Source organism: Mycobacterium sp. PTI7 (assembly GCF_056679845.1).
In genome coordinates this window covers 4614923-4629970 of the sequence record NZ_CM155252.1, presented here as the reverse complement: position 1 = coordinate 4629970, position 15048 = coordinate 4614923, and the positions used below count along the sequence as shown (strand labels likewise).

Below are 15048 nucleotides of genomic sequence, written 5' to 3'. Positions count from 1 at the left end.
TGAAGGCATCCGAATCGGATATCTGGCGCCGGTGACCACAGCCGACCCCGATCCGCGCGACCCCACGGTGGCGGGCCGCTACCGCTTGGTCGCACGCCACGGGGGTGCGCCGCACCTTCGGTTCTGGCAGGGCGTCGACACCCGGTCGTACGCGTGGGTGGCCGTCACCCTCGTCGACGCGGACGGCGTCCTCCCGATCGAGCGCGTGGACCGGATCCTGTCGATGGCCTCCCGACTCCGGGGACTCGACGTGGTCGGCGTGGCGCGGGTGCTGGACGTCGTGCACACCGGCGCCGTCGGCGTGGTGGTGAGCGAATGGGTCCGCGGCGGGTCGCTGCGCGAGGTCGTGGACACGTCGCCCGCGCCGATGGCGTCCGCCGCGGCGATGGAGTCGCTGATCGTCGCCGCGGACTGCGCGCACCACGCCGGTCTGGTGCTGGGCATCGACCATCCCGACCGGATCAGGGTGAGTTCGCACGGCGACGTCGTGCTGGCCTACCCCGCCCCGATGCCGGACACCACGCCGACCGACGACCTGCGCGGGATCGGTGGCGCGCTGTACGCGCTGCTCGCCGACCGGTGGCCGCCGCAGGACCCGATGCCGACCGGGTGGACGCCGGCCGACCTCGCGGCCGCCGGTTGGCCGGTGGAACCCGCCGAGGTCGACGGCCGGATCCCGTTCCTGGTCTCCACCGCCACGTCGGGTCTGCTCCGTACCGACGGCGGAATCACCTCGGCGCGAACGCTTCTGACGCTGCTCCGCCAGGCGCAGGCGGATCCGGCGCCACCCGCGCCGCCACGGCCGGCACCGGCCGTCACGCCCGCCGACCCGGCACGGCGCCGTCAGGTCATGACGATCTCCGCCGTGGCGGCGGTACTCGCCGTCGTGGTGGCGATCGCGAGCGTGAACGTCATCCGATCCTTCGGCGGCAGCACCGGCAACGCCCTCGACGCCACCCGGCTGGGCCTGCTCCCCACGGCAACACCGCCGTCGGGCGAGCCGCCGGTGACCCGGCAGGCCGCGGGCACGCCGGTCCGGCCGACGGACGCGTCGGTGTTCTCGCCCGACGGCGCGCCCGACAACCCCGGCTCGGCGGGACTGGCGGTCGACGGGGAACGTAGTACTGCGTGGAGCACCGATAGGTACTTCGACCCGAACCCGTTCCCCGGCTACAAGACCGGGGTCGGTCTCCTGCTGACGCTGCCGCGCGCGTCGACGCTCACCGGCGTGGCCATCGACGTGGGGAGCAGCGGCACCGCAGTGGAGATCCGGACGGCGTCGGCCACCCCGACGGCCCTGTGGGACACGACCCGGCTGGCCGGGCCGATCGCACTGACGCAGGGCGTCAACCGGATCCCGCTGGCCGACAGGTCCGAGACGTCGTCGGTCCTGGTCTGGATCACCACGCTGGGCACGACCGACGGCGCGAGCCGCGCGACGATCGAGGAAGTCGAGACGTTCACGACCGCCCCTGCCTGATCCGTCGCGGCGGGAACGCCGAGCGGCGGGCGACCGATGCGACGCAGAGGGCGACCAGGGCCAGGACGATCATGACGATCGGCAGGCCGAGTCCGTCGTCGACGGTGATCAGCACGGCCCCGGCGACACCGCCGCCGAAGATGGCGACGTTGAACGCGACGCCGACGAGGGAGTTGGCGACGTCGGCGTTCTCGCCGCTCGCCTCGGCCATCGCCGTCTGGAGCTGGGTGGCGGCGCCGCCGAATGCCACGCCCCACAGCACGATTGCGGCGATCACGGCCGCCTGCGAGTCGTGCGCGACGGCGAAGACGACGCCGGCGGCGACGAAGGCCGCGATGCTGCTCAGGACCAGCACCCGCAGGGCCCGGTCGATCAGCAGCCCGGTGACCCACACGCCCACGATCGCGGCGAGGCCGAAGGTGACCAGAGCGACCTGGGTGCTGAGTCCGACGCCCGCGAATCCCAGGTAGGACGCGATGTAGGTGTAGAAGGTGTTGTGCGCCAACATCCAGGCGAAGATCACCACCAGGATGAGCGCCACCCCGGGCAGCGCGAACACCTTGGCCACCGGCATGCGGGACGCGGCGCGCTGACCGCTCGCGTCCGGGACGACGATCAGCGTCAGCACGATCGTCACGATCGCCAGCACCGACAGCGTGGCGAACGAGTAGCGCCACCCCCAGGTCGATCCGATCCACGAGCCGAGCGGGGTGCCGAACGCCAGCCCGGCGGGGACGCCGATCGACGCGATCGCGAGGGCCCGCCCGGCGAGGTCGGGCGGGCTGATCCGTCGGGCGTAGCCGGCGAGGATCCCCCACAGCAGGCCCGAGCAGGCGCCGGCGAACAGTCGCACGCCGAGCGACACCGCGATCTCCGGGGACACCGCGGTCACCACGTTGGCGAGCAGGATGCCTGCCATGCCGCCCACGGCGAGCGGCTTGCGCCGCAGTCCGCGGGTCGCCGCGGTGGCGGGGATGGCGGCGAGCACGGTGCCCAGCGCGTAGGCGCTCACGAGCTGTCCCGCCGTCGCCTCGCCCACGTGCAGGCCGTCAGCGATCTGCGGGAGCAGCCCGGCGGGCATGGTCTCGGAGGCGATCAGAACGAAGCCCATCAGCGCCATGATCAGTAGGGCGGCCGTGGGCAGCCCGTCGCCGTCGGCGGTGGTCGCATCGGTGGGGGAGTCTCGTAAGTCGGTCACTGGAACCTCGGGTGGTCGTCGTGCGGAATCGGCGTCGATCCCAGTGAAGTCGACTCGGCAGCGGGATGGGAGTGCCCACCCGTGCACGTACCGGCAGTGCACCCCTGCGAAGAACGCCCCGGTGGGACACCATCGTTATATGGTCTAAGTATGAGTCGAGTAGCGGTGATCACCGGCGGTGCGGGCGGCATGGGTCTGGCGACGGCCAGGATCCTCGGGAGGGACCACGACCTGGTGCTCTGCGACGTCCGGCAGGATCGGCTCGACGCGGCGATCGCGACGCTGACCGACCTCGGCGTCACCGCCACGGCCGTCGCGTGCGACGTCACCGACCGCAAGGCCGTGTCGCGCCTGTTCGGCACCGCGGCCGAGATCGGCACGATCGCCTCGGTGGTGCACGCCGCCGGCATCAGCCCGAGCATGGGCGACGCGGACCACGTCGCCAGGACCAACGCGCTCGGCACGGTCGCCGTGGGAGAGGCCTTCTTCGAGACGGCCGGTGAGGGCGCCGCGATCGTCAACGTGGCCTCGATGGCGTCGTACATGCTCCCCGAGGAGATCGTCCCCTACAACGTGTTCCCGGTGGCCCTCGACGATCCGGAGCGCTTCATGGCCGGGCTGTCGGCGGCGTTCGAGATCGCGCCGGCGCCGGCGCGGCCCGGCCTCGCGTACGGGATCAGCAAGACGTTCGTCAGGTGGTACAGCACCTCGCAGGCGGAGCGGTTCAACGGCCGACGGCTGCGCATCGTCTCGGTGTCGCCGGGTTCGGTCGACACCGAGATGGGCAGGCTCGAGGAGCAGGCGGGTGCGGGCGCCATGGTCGCCGACTTCGCGGTGCCGCGTTGGGGCAACGCGGAGGAGATGGCGGAGCTGTTCGCGTTCTGCGTCAGTTCCAAGGCCGGATACCTCACGGGCACGGACATTCTCAACGACGGCGGCGTGATCGCGTCGATGCGGGAGCGGGCGCGGGTCGCCGCCACGGCCTAACACCGACTGACCGAAAATAACATCAGACATGTTGAATGTGTGATGTTTCCTGTGATAATTTCGGCCCATGGCAGCGCAGCCGCGGCGGAACGGTAGCCACGCCCACCGGCGCTCGGAGATCGTCGAGTTCGTGAAGGCGCGGGGGTGGGCCCGCATCGACGAGCTGGCCGGGCAGTTCAGCGTCAGCACCATGACGATCCACCGCGACCTCGACCACCTGCACGCCCAGGGGATGCTGCGGAAGGTGCGCTCCGGTGCCGAGGCCCCGCCCAGCGAGGCGTTCGAGCGCAACGTCGACCTGCGCAAGGCGCTCAACCTGGCCGAGAAGCAGGCCGTCGCCCGGGCCGGATTCGACTGGGCCACAGCGCAGATGGACCTGCAGGCGATCGCGCTGGACGACAGCACCACCGCGCTGCACGTGCTGCCGCACCTCGCCGCACACCTGCCGCTGACCGTCGTCACCAACTTCCTCCCGGCGATCGACGAGCTGGCCGCCGACCCCGGGGTGCGGCTCAACGCGATCGGCGGCGACTACGTGCCGGAGTTCTCGTCGTTCGTCGGGTCGCAGTCGGTCCGGGCGCTGCGCGACATGCACTACGACGTCCTGTTCATGTCGGTGCCCGCGGTGTCCCGCGGCATGTGCTTCCACCCGTCGAGTGCGGCGGCCGAACTCAAGCGCGCCTTCATGGACAGCGCCGAACGCCGCGTGCTGCTGATCGACCACACCAAGTTCGCCCGCCGGGCCATCCACCGGATCAGTGCGCTCGAGGACTTCGACGCCGTGGTGGTCGACGACGGACTGGCCGAGCAGGACCTCGAGCAGCTCGGGGCGAGCGGGGTCAACGTCGTCGTGGCGTCGACGGCGCCGGCCTCCGACGAGGCGGTGCAGGCGTGACCGCGACCCGGCTGGTGGTCGCCGTCGACTGCTCGACCACCGCCGCCAAGGCGATCGTCGTCGACCCGTCGGGCGAGGTGGTCGGCACCGGTGCGCATCCCCTGGAGACGCGCAGTCCCGCCACGCACTGGTTCGAGCAGCAGGCGGACCAGTGGTGGACCGCCACCGACGTCGCGGTCCGGCAGGCGCTGGCGGACGTCCCCGACCGCGGCGCGGTGGCCGCCATCTGCGTCACCCACCAGCGGGAGAGCTTCGTCTGCCTGGACGCCGACGACCAGCCGCTGCGGCCCGCCATCCTGTGGATGGACGGTCGCGCCGACGTCGAGGTCGCGCGCTACGGCTCCGATCGCGTCGAGCTGCTGTCGGGCAAGCCCGCGGACATCACGCCCGGGCTCTACAAGCTGCTGTGGCTGCGCGACCACGAGCCCGAGACCATGGCGCGGTGCCACCGCGTCGCCGACGTGCACACCTTCCTGGTGCACGCGATGACCGGACGCTGGGTGTCGAGTACGGCGTCGGTGGACCCGCTCGCGCTGATCGACCAGGCCACCGGCGACTACGCCGACGAACTGCTGGAGCTGGCGGGTCTGCGCCGCGACCAGTTGCCGGACCTCGTCCCCACCGGGACGTCGCTCGGCCCGCTGCGGACCGAGGTGGCCCGGTCGTGGGGGCTCGGCGGCGACGTCGTGGTGGTGGCCGGTCTCGGCGACGGTCAGGCGGCGGGCGTCGGACTGGACGTCACGCACCCCGGCGCGGCCTACCTCGTGCTGGGCACCGCCGTGGTGATCGGCAGCGAGACCACGTCGTACCTGCCCGCGCGCGCCTACCGGTCGATGATCTCGGCGACCCCCGGCCAGACGACGGTCGAGACCTTCAGCTCGTCGGGCACCTACCTGCCGACGTGGTTCCGCACCGAGTTCGGCGAGCCCGGACTCGCCGGCGCGCCGGACCCCCGGCTGGAGCGCGAGGCCGCCGCGCTGCCCGCAGGCAGCGAGCGCCTGATGACCCTGCCGTACTGGAACGGTGCGCAGACCCCGCACTGGGACAGCCAGGCGTCGGGCATCACGCTCGGCTGGCGCGGCTGCCACACCCGGGCGCACTTCTACCGCTCACTGTTCGAGGGCATCGCGTTCGAACTGCGGATGCAACTCGACGGCCTCGAGGAGGCGCGCGGTGAACGCGTCGAGGTGCTCCGGGCGATGGGCGGCGGCGCGCGCAGTCCGCTGTGGACGCAGATCCTCGCCGACGTCGTCGACCGCCCGATCGAGGTGTGCGCGTCCGGCGAGGTGAGCGCCCTGGGCGCCGCGGCCGTCGCCTTCACCGCGATCGGCCGGTACGCCTCGCTCGCCGAGGCAGCGGCCGCCGTCGCGAGGACTGACGCCGTCATCGAGCCCCGTCCCGAGTTCGCCGCCGAGTACCGGCGGCTGCGCGGGCTGTACGAATCGGTCTTCGCCGAGACGCGCGACATCCTGCACCGACTGCACGCGCACGACGACCTACACGACGACACACGAGACGACACGCGAGGAGAACGACGATGAGAGCGGCCATGTTCTACGGGCCCGGCGACCTCCGGCTGGAGGACGTCCCCGCCGGGGAGCCCGCGCCGGGCGAGGTGCTGGTCGACGTCAAGGCGGCCGCCACCTGCGGCACCGACCTCAAGTCCTACCGGCGCGGCCACCCCAAGCTGTTCCCGACGCTGCCCTCGCGGTTCGGTCACGAGTTCGCCGGCGTGGTCTCCGCCGTCGGCGACGGTGTCGACGGGTTCGCCGTGGGCGACCGCGTGGTCGCCGCCAACACCGCACCGTGCGGGCACTGCTGGGCGTGCACACGCGGACGCCAGAGCCTGTGCGAGAACCTGGAATTCCTCAACGGCGCGTTCGCCGAGCAGGTGATCATTCCGCCGTCGATCGTGCAGCGGAACACCTACCTGCTGCCCGACGACCTGGACTTCGCGTCGGCCGCTCCGCTGGAACCGCTGGCCACCGTCGTGCACGGCATGGCCGAGACGGGGATCGAACTCGGTGACACCGTCGTCGTCCACGGCGCGGGCCCGATCGGCCTCATGTTCGTCCGGCTGGCGACGCTGCGCGGGGCGAACGTGATCTCGGTGGACCAGTCGCCCTGGCGGTTGCAGCAGGCGCTGGTGGCGGGTGCGGTCGAGACCATCGACCTGACGGACACCCCCGATGCCGACGACCGGGTGGCGCTGATCAAGCGGCACACCCCGCACGGCCGCGGCGCCGACGTGGGCATCGAGGCGGTCGGGCTCCCCGGCGTGTGGGAGCAGACGGTCCGGACGCTGCGGCCCGGCGCGACGGCCGTGCTGTTCGGCGGGACGCCCAAGGGTGCTCCGTTCTCCGTCGACTCCAGCGCCATGCACTACGAGGAGTACACGCTCAAGGGCGTCTTCCACCACACGCCGAACTACGTGCGGATCGCGGTCGACCTGCTGGCCAGCAAGAAGGTCGACGGGTCGATGCTGATCACCGAGCACCGGCCGCTCGACGCGCTGCTGCCCAGTCTCGAGGACATGGCGGCGGGCCGCGGGTCGAAGTACGTGCTGGTCCCGTGAGCGGCGCCGACGGTGACCTCCGCCTGGCTCCCGAGCGACAGCAGGTGGTCGACGCCTGTCGCCACCTGAGCCGCTCCGGCCTCGTCGTCGGCACCGCGGGCAACGTGTCCGTGCGGGTCGGGGACCTCGTGGTCATCTCGCCCAGCGGGGTGGACTACGACGCGATGTCGGCGCGCGACGTCGGCATCCACGATCTCGACGGCAACGCCGTCGACGCGGTGCTGGAGCCGTCCAGCGAGTTGGCGCTGCACCTCGCGGTGTACGCGACGACGGCGCACACGGCGGTGGTGCACACCCACGGGCCGGCGTCGACCGCGATGTCGACGGTGGCCGACGAGGTGCCGGCGTCGCACTACTACGCCGCGCTGTTCGGCGGCGCGGTGCGGGTGGCGCCGTACGCCACCTTCGGCACGACGCAGTTGGCGGACAACGTGACCGCCGCACTCGTCGACCGCACCGCGGCGCTGATGGGCAACCACGGCGCGGTGCTGGTGGGCGCGGCGCTGCCGAAGGTACTGAGCATGGTGCCCTACCTGGAGTACCTGTGTGACGTCCAGTTGCGGGCCATGGCCAGCGGTGCCCCGGTGCGGGTGCTCGACGACGACGAGATCGCGGAGGTCGGTCGCCGGCTCGCCGGCTACGGCCAGCAGGCGACGGGCGGCGACTCGGAGGCCTGAGCAGGGACGCTGGCGCGGTGGCGGCCGTGCCGCTACCCTCGGGCAGGGCTCGTGGAGCGGGCGCCCGACGGAGATGTCGGGTGTGCCAATTTCATTGCGACACAAGCTCGTTCGGTGTAACCGGGGTCGGGGTGGCCTGTCGGTGTCCCACGGGACCGATCTGGTCGGCCCATGGGCGGTGCGGCTGCCGAATCCCGCAGATCCGAACCGCGAAGGATGTCCCACTTGGTACGCGAGCCCCGTCTCCTGCACCGCCGCGCCGCCGTCAAGCTCCCGTTGCTCCTCGCCGGGGGAGCCGCGGTCTCCCGGCTGCCGCGGGCGTCGGCCGCACCGGGTCGGTGGTCCGCGGACCGGGCCAACCGCTGGTACCGGGCGCAGGAGTGGCTCGTCGGCGCGAACTACGTCACGTCGAACGCGGTCAACCAGCTCGAGATGTTCCAGGCCGGGACGTACGACCCGCGGCGCATCGACGCCGAGCTGCGGATGGCGCGCGCGATGGGCATCAACACCGTGCGGGTGTTCCTGCACGACCAGCTCTGGACCCAGGACCGCGCGGGGCTGCAGCGCCGGCTCGGCCAGTTCGTGGGAATCGCGGCGCGACACCGCATCAAGCCGCTCTTCGTGTTCTTCGACTCCTGCTGGGACCCGATGCCGAAGATGGGCAGGCAGCGCGCGCCGCGGCCCGGCATCCACAACTCGGGGTGGGTGCAGAGTCCTGGCGCCGAGCGTCTCGACGACCGCTTCTACACCCGCGTCCTCTACGACTACGTCGTCGGCGTGATGAGCCAGTTCCGGCACGACCCGCGGGTGCTCGGGTGGGATCTGTGGAACGAGCCGGACAACCCCGCCCCGCAGTACGCCCGCGTCGAGCGCCGCGACAAGGAGGAACTGGTCGCCGCCCTGCTACCGCAGGTCTTCGCCTGGGCCCGCTCGGTGAACGCCGTCCAGCCCCTGACCAGCGGTGTGTGGGACGGCTTCTGGGGCGACCCGGGCAGGCGCAGCCGGATGGCCGCCCTGCAGCTCGAGCTGTCCGACGTGATCACGTTCCACAGCTATGCCAAGCCGGACGAGTTCAGCTCGCGCATCGACGAATTGGCGCCGTGGGGGCGGCCGATCCTGTGCACCGAGTACATGGCCCGCACCCTGGGCAGCACGGTCGAGGGCATCCTCCCGATCGCGCGCAGGCACCGCGTCGGCGCGTTCACCTGGGGACTGGTGGCGGGCAAGACCCAGACGTTCCTGCCGTGGGACTCCTGGGAGCGCCCGTACCTCGAACCGCCCGCCGAGTGGTTCCACGACCTGCTGCACGCCGACGGCCGGCCGTACCGGGACGCCGACGCCGTCGTGATGAAGCGTCTCACCGCCCGGCCGCACCCGAAGTAGCGGTCAGCGCGGCGGCGAGGACAACCCGGCCCGGACGGTGCGGGTCAGCTCGTCGGCGAGGATCTCCGGTTCCCCGGCGAACAGCCCGTCGAGCGCGAGGGTGGCGACGACGGCCGGATCGGTCTTCTGATCGGCGGGGACGTAGCTCACCATGTCGGTGTCCATGTATCCGACGTGCAGCGCGGCGACGTGTATCCCCTTCGGCGCCAACTCGGTTCGGAGGGCGTCGGTCATGGCCCACCCGGCGGCCTTCGCGGCGGAGTACGCGCCGCTGGTCGGCGGGTGCACCCACGACAGCACAGACAGCACGTTGAGGATCGCGCCGCCGCCGGCACGGTCGCGGTTGCGCTCGATGACCGGCACGAAGGCGCGGGTCACCTGCAGGGTGCCGAAGTAGTGCGTCTCCATCTCGAGACGGACGTCCTCGAGGGACCCGTCGAGCAGCGTCGCGCGGGTCGACACGCCCGCGTTGTTGATCAGGACGTTGACGTCGCCGGCCTCGGCTGCGGCCCGGCGCACCGACTCGGGGTCGGTCACGTCGAGCTGGATGGGAATGACACCCGGGACGTCGATGGTGTCGGGGTTGCGGGCCGCCGCGTAGACCGTCGCGCCGCGGGCGACGAGTTCCTCGGCGAACCGCCGACCGAGCCCTCGATTGGCTCCCGTGACCAGTGCCGTGACGTGTTCCGTGTTCATGGTGTCCTCCTCCGTCGGTGCCCCACGAGGGGCTGCCGAGAAGAACGCCGAGAGTCGATCGTGACGTCCCGCTGCGCCGAAGAGTGCCGCTGGCAGGAAGCGTCAGGTGATGCTGACCACCGCTCGGTCGCCCACGGGGGCGCCCAGCGGGACGACGAGTGAGCCCAGCACCCCGAGCGCCACGCACACGCGGTCCCCAGACCCCGGCGGAACACCCGAGCGCAACTTCACCGCCACGATGTCGGGCGTCTCGGAGACCTCGGCGTGTACCGCGTGACACTCGGGCACGCCGCCGGTGAAGTGCACGGCGATGGCGTCGGCACCCGGAATGCGACTCCACGAATCGATCTCCTGGGGGCGGCCACCCTCGAGCGACGGGGTGTCGGTGAACTCGGTGGTGCCGACAGCGCCGGGTGTCTCGGGCAGCGTGGTGACCACGGGTGCGGCGCCGGCGGGGGCGGCGCCGAGCATCCCGACACCGATGACGAGGGCGATCGTCGCAGCCAGTCTCACGCGACGAATCCAACCACCAACGCCGCGGGCCGCGCCACCCGATGGGTGACGCGGCCCGGTACTGGCGATGCGGACTAGCTGAGCTTGTCCTTGATGTTCTCGCCGACCTTCTTGGCGCCGGAGACGCCCTGGTCCTTCTGGCCCTCGGCCTTCAGGTCGTCATTGTTGGTGACGTCACCGACGACCTCCTTGGCCTTGCCGATGGCGTCTTCTGCTGCGTTCTTGGCCTTGTCGACGATTCCCATGATGGGTTCCCTTCTTGTTGTGGTCGGTACCCGGTCGGGTACCGACGGCCTTCGATGTCGAGGGATGTGCCCCCCGGCACGATCAGGAGGTGATGGCCTTGAGCAGTCCGGCCTTGGCGCCGGCCTTGGCTCCCGCCTTCGCCTTGTTCTTCGCGATGCGCTTGGGCGTGCTGCCGCCGTCGCGCCGCTTCGACCGGCGACGGACCAGCGCCACGGTGATGGTCGCGCCGGCGATCGCCAGCACCACCAGCAGGCGGTTGTCGTCGAGGTTGGCGTCCTTCGCGGTGTCGGCGACGTCGGCACGGATCTCCGAGACCTTCGCCGAGACATGCTCGGCCTTCTCCTCCACGACCTGCTTGGCCTCGCCGGCCTTCTCCTGCACGGTCTCCGCGACGTCCTCGGCCTTGTCGACCGCGGCGTCGGCCGCCTGCTTCACCTGAGCCTTGGCCTCGTCGGCCGTGCCCTCGGCGCGAAGGTCGTCGTTGTCGGTCAGATCGCCTGCGGCCTGCTTGGCGCGGCCGGCCAGTTCGTCGGCCTTATTCGAGATGTCGCCCATGATGGCGGTCCTCCTTGGTTGGTTACTTGTCTGGGTAGACGGGACGAGCGGGGCGATCCGAATGCGCGATCGGCGTGACGTGCGCCACGGTCCTCAGGCCGGGTCGACGTGCACGGAGATCTGCGCGGTCGAGAGCGGATGGCCGAGCAGATCGGAGATGGTGTTCGCGGTGACGAGCGCGATCCGGTCCGACACCGCGGTCGACGCGTGCCGGGCGACGATCACCAGCCGCGCGCCGGTGCAGCGATGCCCGTCGACGGTGAGGTCGACGTGCAGCAGGAGCACCTCGCCGGACCGGTTCACCGCGCTGCGCACCGCCGTACGCACCACGCGGTCGCTGATCCGCAGCCGGTCACCGGAACGGGATCGCGGATCGGCGGGGAAGACGGCGTCGATCGGCCACGACCGGCGCGCGGCGCGGCTGATCCTCGACACGATCGCGTTGCTCACGTCGATCCACGTCGGGTCGGTCGGGCGTCGATGGAGTTCGCGCGCGGCGCGGCGTACGACCGGGTCGCCCGGCCCGTCGCCCGGCGTCATCGCCAGGCCGTCAGCCGCGCACTCAGCGTGGTGCGGGCCCGGGTCACGTGTCCGCGGGCAGCGCCGTCGGAGAGTCCGGTGACCACGGCGATCTCGGGGTAGGACATGTCCTCGACCTCCCGCAGCAACCAGCACGCGCGCTGCCGGTAGGGCAGCTCGGCGAGGGCGTCGCGGAGGTCGGCCATGAAGTCGCGGGCCGACACTGCGGCGAAGGGGTCGGTCCTGCCGTCGTCGGGCCAGTCGGGCATCCCGTCGCCGACCGTGGCGATGATCCGGCGGCGCCGGTGGTCGCAGATCTTGCGGGACAGGATCGCGAACAGCCACGTGCGCAACGAGGAATCGCCGCGATAGTTCGGCAGGTGCTGCCAGGCGGAGACGAACGCGTCCTGGACCACCTCGTCGGCGGCTCCGGCGTCTCTCAGCGTGGCGCGGGCATACCGGTGCAGCTGCGGGCCGTAGTGGTTGACGAGGTCGGCGAACGCCTCCTCATCACCGTCGGCCGCCGCGCCGACGACGGCGCGTTCGGGCAGCAGGGCATCGAGGACCATCGGTGGGCTCCAACGTCATGGCGGTGCAGCCCATCGGCGGCAGTGCGTGTCGACGATCTTGTTCCCACTGCGGTGAACCGGCCAATCCAGGAGTGAGGTACGTCACACCGCGAAAGGCGAACTCACAGCAAACGCACGGGGTGCGCTTTGCACCGGCCGCGTGCGGTGCCCCTGCTAGCGCGTCGCCGCCGGTGGGCGGTTCCGTCCGGTCGGCGCCGCGGCGGCGTTCACCTTGTCGGCCGCAAAGGTCGCGGCCTGGTCGGTGAGGCCGTCGGCGACGTAGGCGTCGTGCGATCCGGGGCCGCCGCCCGTCGAACACACGGGGTCGCCGGGGATGCAGACGTCGGTGGTCTTCGCGACGTAGCGCGATCCCACGTTGATGGGCGGCGCGCCGCTGTAGATCATCTGCAGGAAGCCGCTCGACGGCTTGCCGAACAGGACCACCGCGGCCACGTGGTCGGCCACCTCGGCGGGCATGGGCTCGGTGATGCCCGGCGGCAGGTCGAAGCCCTGCGGCACCGAGTCCTCGGTGATGTAGGCCGCCACGGCGGCGCCCTGCGAGTAGCCGCCGACGACGATCTTGGTGTCGGGGCAGCGCGCCGCGACGTCGCGAACCCGGTTGCTCGCATCGATGACACCGTCGGCGGCGGCCCCGAAGTCGAGGGACGCCGGGTAGTTCACGGCGTAGACGTCGACGGACTTGCCTTCGGTCTTGGCGCGCAGCGAGTCGATGAACGCCTGCCCGGTACCGCCGACGCCGGCGGGTTCGAAGGTGCCGCGGGCGAAGACCACCTCGACGTCCGCGCAGGGTTCCGGCTCCGCGTGCGCCGGGGCGGCGACGATGGCCGATCCCGTCAGTGCCAACACGACTGGTGCCGCCGCAGCGAACAACCGACCGACGTAACTCATCCCGACCGCCCATCTCGTAGTGTCCGTGGTCAGTGCTTAGCCTAGCTCTGCAACGGTGGTCGCGCAGATGTCGCCCGACCCCGCTCAGGCGCGGCGCAGCACCAGGAGTTCGCCCGAGAGCCGGCCGTCGGACAGCAGATCGCCGATGCGCGAACTCTGCCGTTCGGCCAACTGCCAGGCGGGTTCTCGCCCGTAGCGCTCCTCGAGCTTCGCCTCCACGGCGTCTTCGCGCTCCTGCCAGTCGCGGGGTGCCGACGGGAGATCCGCTGTGGCCTGCCAGGTTTCGACGTGCAGCCCGGCCGACCCGGCGAGATCGGTCAGGAGGCCGACCGTCGGGAAGTCGTTGCCCTCGGGGACGTCCGTGCCCAGGACGTCCGTGGCGACGAAGACGAGCAACCCGATCGCGCCCGCGGGACGGACCACCCGGCGTAGCTCGGTGAGGACGCCGAGCTTGTCCGGTGTGGTGCACAACACGCCCAAACACCACGCGGCGTCGAATGATTCGTCGGCGACCGGCAGCGCCGCACCGCCGGCCTGGACGACGGGGTGATCGAACAGTCGGCGTGCCGCCCGGCAGGCGCCCGCCTCGGGTTCGACGAGAAGCGGCCGCACCGACCGCTGCTCGGCGGCGAGGGCGGCCGGTCCGCCGACGCCGGCGCCGCAGTCGAGCACCGTCGTGCCCGGGCCGAAGTCCATCCGGTCGGCGAGCCAGTCCAGCGCGGCGGGACTGCCGCTGCCGCGGCATCCCGCGGGCACGTGATGGTCGGGTCCGAGGTCGATCGCCACCTCGGCCGTCCACTCGGCCACGGTGTCGAACTCCGCGTCCATCGCCTCGGTCACACGACCACCTCCGCTCGAATGCGTGCACCGACCTCGGCCTTGATCCGCGCACCCACGTGCCCACCCGCACCGCTCGCCAACCCCGACACGTTGACGCCCTCGACGCCGTCGATCGCCAGCAGCTCGCGGGCCTCCGCGACGGCGGCGTCGATGCCCGCCTGGACCGGGTCGGCGTGATTCACCACGTGCGCGACGACGTCCCGGTCCAGTTCGAGGCCGGGCAGCCCCTGCAGCACCGCGGCCGACACCTCGTCGGTGAACACCGCAACTGCAGCCAGCACGGGGATCCGGAGTCCTCGACGACGGGCCGCGGCCATGAAGTCGGCGACCATGGCCGGAGTGGTCACGTGGTTGAGCACCGCCAGCGAGGCGCCGGCGTGCTGCTTCTGCACGAGCCGCCCGGGTCGCGCCGCGACGGGCGGCGCGGTGGGGGTCTCGGGGACGGCCGCGCACATGCCGAGAGAGGCGGCCAGCGCCGTGAGCCGCGGGCCGTCGAGGTCGAACGTCTGCGTCACGTCGGGGCGCACGTCGTAACCGCGGCCGTCGCCGGTGACGCAGAAGACCGTGTCGACCCCGAGCCACAGCAGCCCGCGCAACTCCTGTTCGAGGACGATGCGGTTGCGGTCCCGGCAGGACAGCGTGATCCACGGCGTCGCGCCGCTGTCGAGGAGCAACCGACCCATCACCGCGGGCGGGAAGTCCGGCCGGTTCTGGTGCTCGCCGACCAGCACCGCGTCGCAGGACGGGCCGAGGATCGCCGCGGTCGCGGCCACCTCCGCCGGGTCGAACGGCGTGCAGCTGAAGTCGGTGAGGATGAGCGGCGCCCGGACCGGCGGCGCGACCGTCGGCGGCTCCGGCCACGGCACGGCCGCGTCGAACGCGCATGGTCCGGGCCGCATCTCGCACTGACCGTCGGGCCGCACACCGCCGCACGGCCCGTACTCCATGCGCTTGGGGCAGCCGAGGTCCACCGACGTCATGGAGGCGCGATACCCGCTCCCGTGGC

General features: G+C 71.7%; 17 protein-coding genes. 7 read left to right on the top strand and 10 right to left on the bottom strand.

What is annotated here, in order from left to right:
• Positions 1 to 31: 31 nt before the first annotated feature.
• Positions 32 to 1480 carry a hypothetical protein gene (locus AC1MEY_RS22345; RefSeq protein ID WP_480227567.1) on the top strand — a complete coding sequence of 483 codons (1449 nt, stop codon included), beginning with the start codon at positions 32 to 34 and terminating at the stop codon, positions 1478 to 1480.
• On the opposite strand, the gene AC1MEY_RS22340 is transcribed toward AC1MEY_RS22345, so the two are convergent.
• Positions 1461 to 2678, bottom strand: a complete 1218-nt coding sequence (locus tag AC1MEY_RS22340; RefSeq protein WP_480227566.1) for an MFS transporter — start codon at positions 2676 to 2678, stop codon at positions 1461 to 1463. The genes AC1MEY_RS22345 and AC1MEY_RS22340 overlap by 20 nt on opposite strands.
• 150 nt (positions 2679 to 2828) lie before the next feature.
• Between AC1MEY_RS22340 and AC1MEY_RS22335 the strand changes: the two genes are divergently transcribed.
• From AC1MEY_RS22335 to AC1MEY_RS22310, 6 genes are all read left to right on the top strand, one after another.
• On the top strand, positions 2829 to 3665 hold the full coding sequence (locus AC1MEY_RS22335; protein WP_480227565.1) for an SDR family oxidoreductase: 837 nt from the start codon (positions 2829 to 2831) through the stop codon (positions 3663 to 3665).
• A 67-nt stretch (positions 3666 to 3732) separates the two neighbouring features.
• Positions 3733 to 4560, top strand: a complete 828-nt coding sequence (locus AC1MEY_RS22330; RefSeq protein WP_480227564.1) for a DeoR/GlpR family DNA-binding transcription regulator — start codon at positions 3733 to 3735, stop codon at positions 4558 to 4560.
• The gene (locus AC1MEY_RS22325) at positions 4557 to 6101 is read left to right on the top strand and encodes a xylulokinase (RefSeq protein ID WP_480227563.1); all 1545 of its coding nucleotides are present in this window, start codon (positions 4557 to 4559) and stop codon (positions 6099 to 6101) included. The genes AC1MEY_RS22330 and AC1MEY_RS22325 overlap by 4 nt, the downstream gene beginning before the upstream one ends.
• Positions 6098 to 7135, top strand: coding sequence for a zinc-dependent alcohol dehydrogenase (locus tag AC1MEY_RS22320; protein ID WP_480227562.1), 1038 nt, complete (start codon positions 6098 to 6100; stop codon positions 7133 to 7135). The genes AC1MEY_RS22325 and AC1MEY_RS22320 overlap by 4 nt, the downstream gene beginning before the upstream one ends.
• Positions 7132 to 7812 (top strand): class II aldolase/adducin family protein, encoded by a 681-nt coding sequence (locus tag AC1MEY_RS22315; protein ID WP_480227561.1) that lies wholly within the window; start codon positions 7132 to 7134, stop codon positions 7810 to 7812. The genes AC1MEY_RS22320 and AC1MEY_RS22315 overlap by 4 nt, the downstream gene beginning before the upstream one ends.
• 246 nt (positions 7813 to 8058) lie before the next feature.
• Positions 8059 to 9195 carry a glycoside hydrolase 5 family protein gene (locus tag AC1MEY_RS22310; RefSeq protein WP_480231620.1) on the top strand — a complete coding sequence of 379 codons (1137 nt, stop codon included), beginning with the start codon at positions 8059 to 8061 and terminating at the stop codon, positions 9193 to 9195.
• Positions 9196 to 9198: 3 nt separating this feature from the next.
• Here the strand turns inward: AC1MEY_RS22310 and AC1MEY_RS22305 are convergent, their stop codons facing one another.
• From AC1MEY_RS22305 to AC1MEY_RS22265, 9 genes are all read right to left on the bottom strand, one after another.
• Positions 9199 to 9891 (bottom strand): SDR family oxidoreductase, encoded by a 693-nt coding sequence (locus AC1MEY_RS22305; protein WP_480227560.1) that lies wholly within the window; start codon positions 9889 to 9891, stop codon positions 9199 to 9201.
• Positions 9892 to 9993: 102 nt separating this feature from the next.
• Complete coding sequence (locus AC1MEY_RS22300; protein ID WP_480227559.1) at positions 9994 to 10404, bottom strand: hypothetical protein; 411 nt, start codon at positions 10402 to 10404, stop codon at positions 9994 to 9996.
• A gap of 74 nt (positions 10405 to 10478) precedes the next feature.
• On the bottom strand, positions 10479 to 10649 hold the full coding sequence (locus AC1MEY_RS22295; RefSeq protein WP_480227558.1) for a CsbD family protein: 171 nt from the start codon (positions 10647 to 10649) through the stop codon (positions 10479 to 10481).
• Between the two features lie 82 nt (positions 10650 to 10731).
• Complete coding sequence (locus AC1MEY_RS22290; RefSeq protein ID WP_480227557.1) at positions 10732 to 11205, bottom strand: CsbD family protein; 474 nt, start codon at positions 11203 to 11205, stop codon at positions 10732 to 10734.
• Between the two features lie 93 nt (positions 11206 to 11298).
• Positions 11299 to 11655, bottom strand: coding sequence for a hypothetical protein (locus AC1MEY_RS22285; RefSeq protein ID WP_480227556.1), 357 nt, complete (start codon positions 11653 to 11655; stop codon positions 11299 to 11301).
• Positions 11656 to 11741: 86 nt separating this feature from the next.
• The gene (locus AC1MEY_RS22280) at positions 11742 to 12293 is read right to left on the bottom strand and encodes an RNA polymerase sigma factor (RefSeq protein WP_480227555.1); all 552 of its coding nucleotides are present in this window, start codon (positions 12291 to 12293) and stop codon (positions 11742 to 11744) included.
• A gap of 174 nt (positions 12294 to 12467) precedes the next feature.
• A complete protein-coding gene (locus AC1MEY_RS22275) occupies positions 12468 to 13202 on the bottom strand; it encodes a cutinase family protein (RefSeq protein WP_480227554.1) in 735 nt (244 codons plus the stop codon).
• An 84-nt stretch (positions 13203 to 13286) separates the two neighbouring features.
• Positions 13287 to 14042: a class I SAM-dependent methyltransferase gene (locus AC1MEY_RS22270; RefSeq protein ID WP_480227553.1), complete on the bottom strand. Its 756-nt coding sequence runs from the start codon at positions 14040 to 14042 to the stop codon at positions 13287 to 13289.
• A complete protein-coding gene (locus AC1MEY_RS22265) occupies positions 14039 to 15022 on the bottom strand; it encodes a methylenetetrahydrofolate reductase (RefSeq protein WP_480227552.1) in 984 nt (327 codons plus the stop codon). The genes AC1MEY_RS22270 and AC1MEY_RS22265 overlap by 4 nt, the downstream gene beginning before the upstream one ends.
• Positions 15023 to 15048 lie beyond the last annotated feature (26 nt).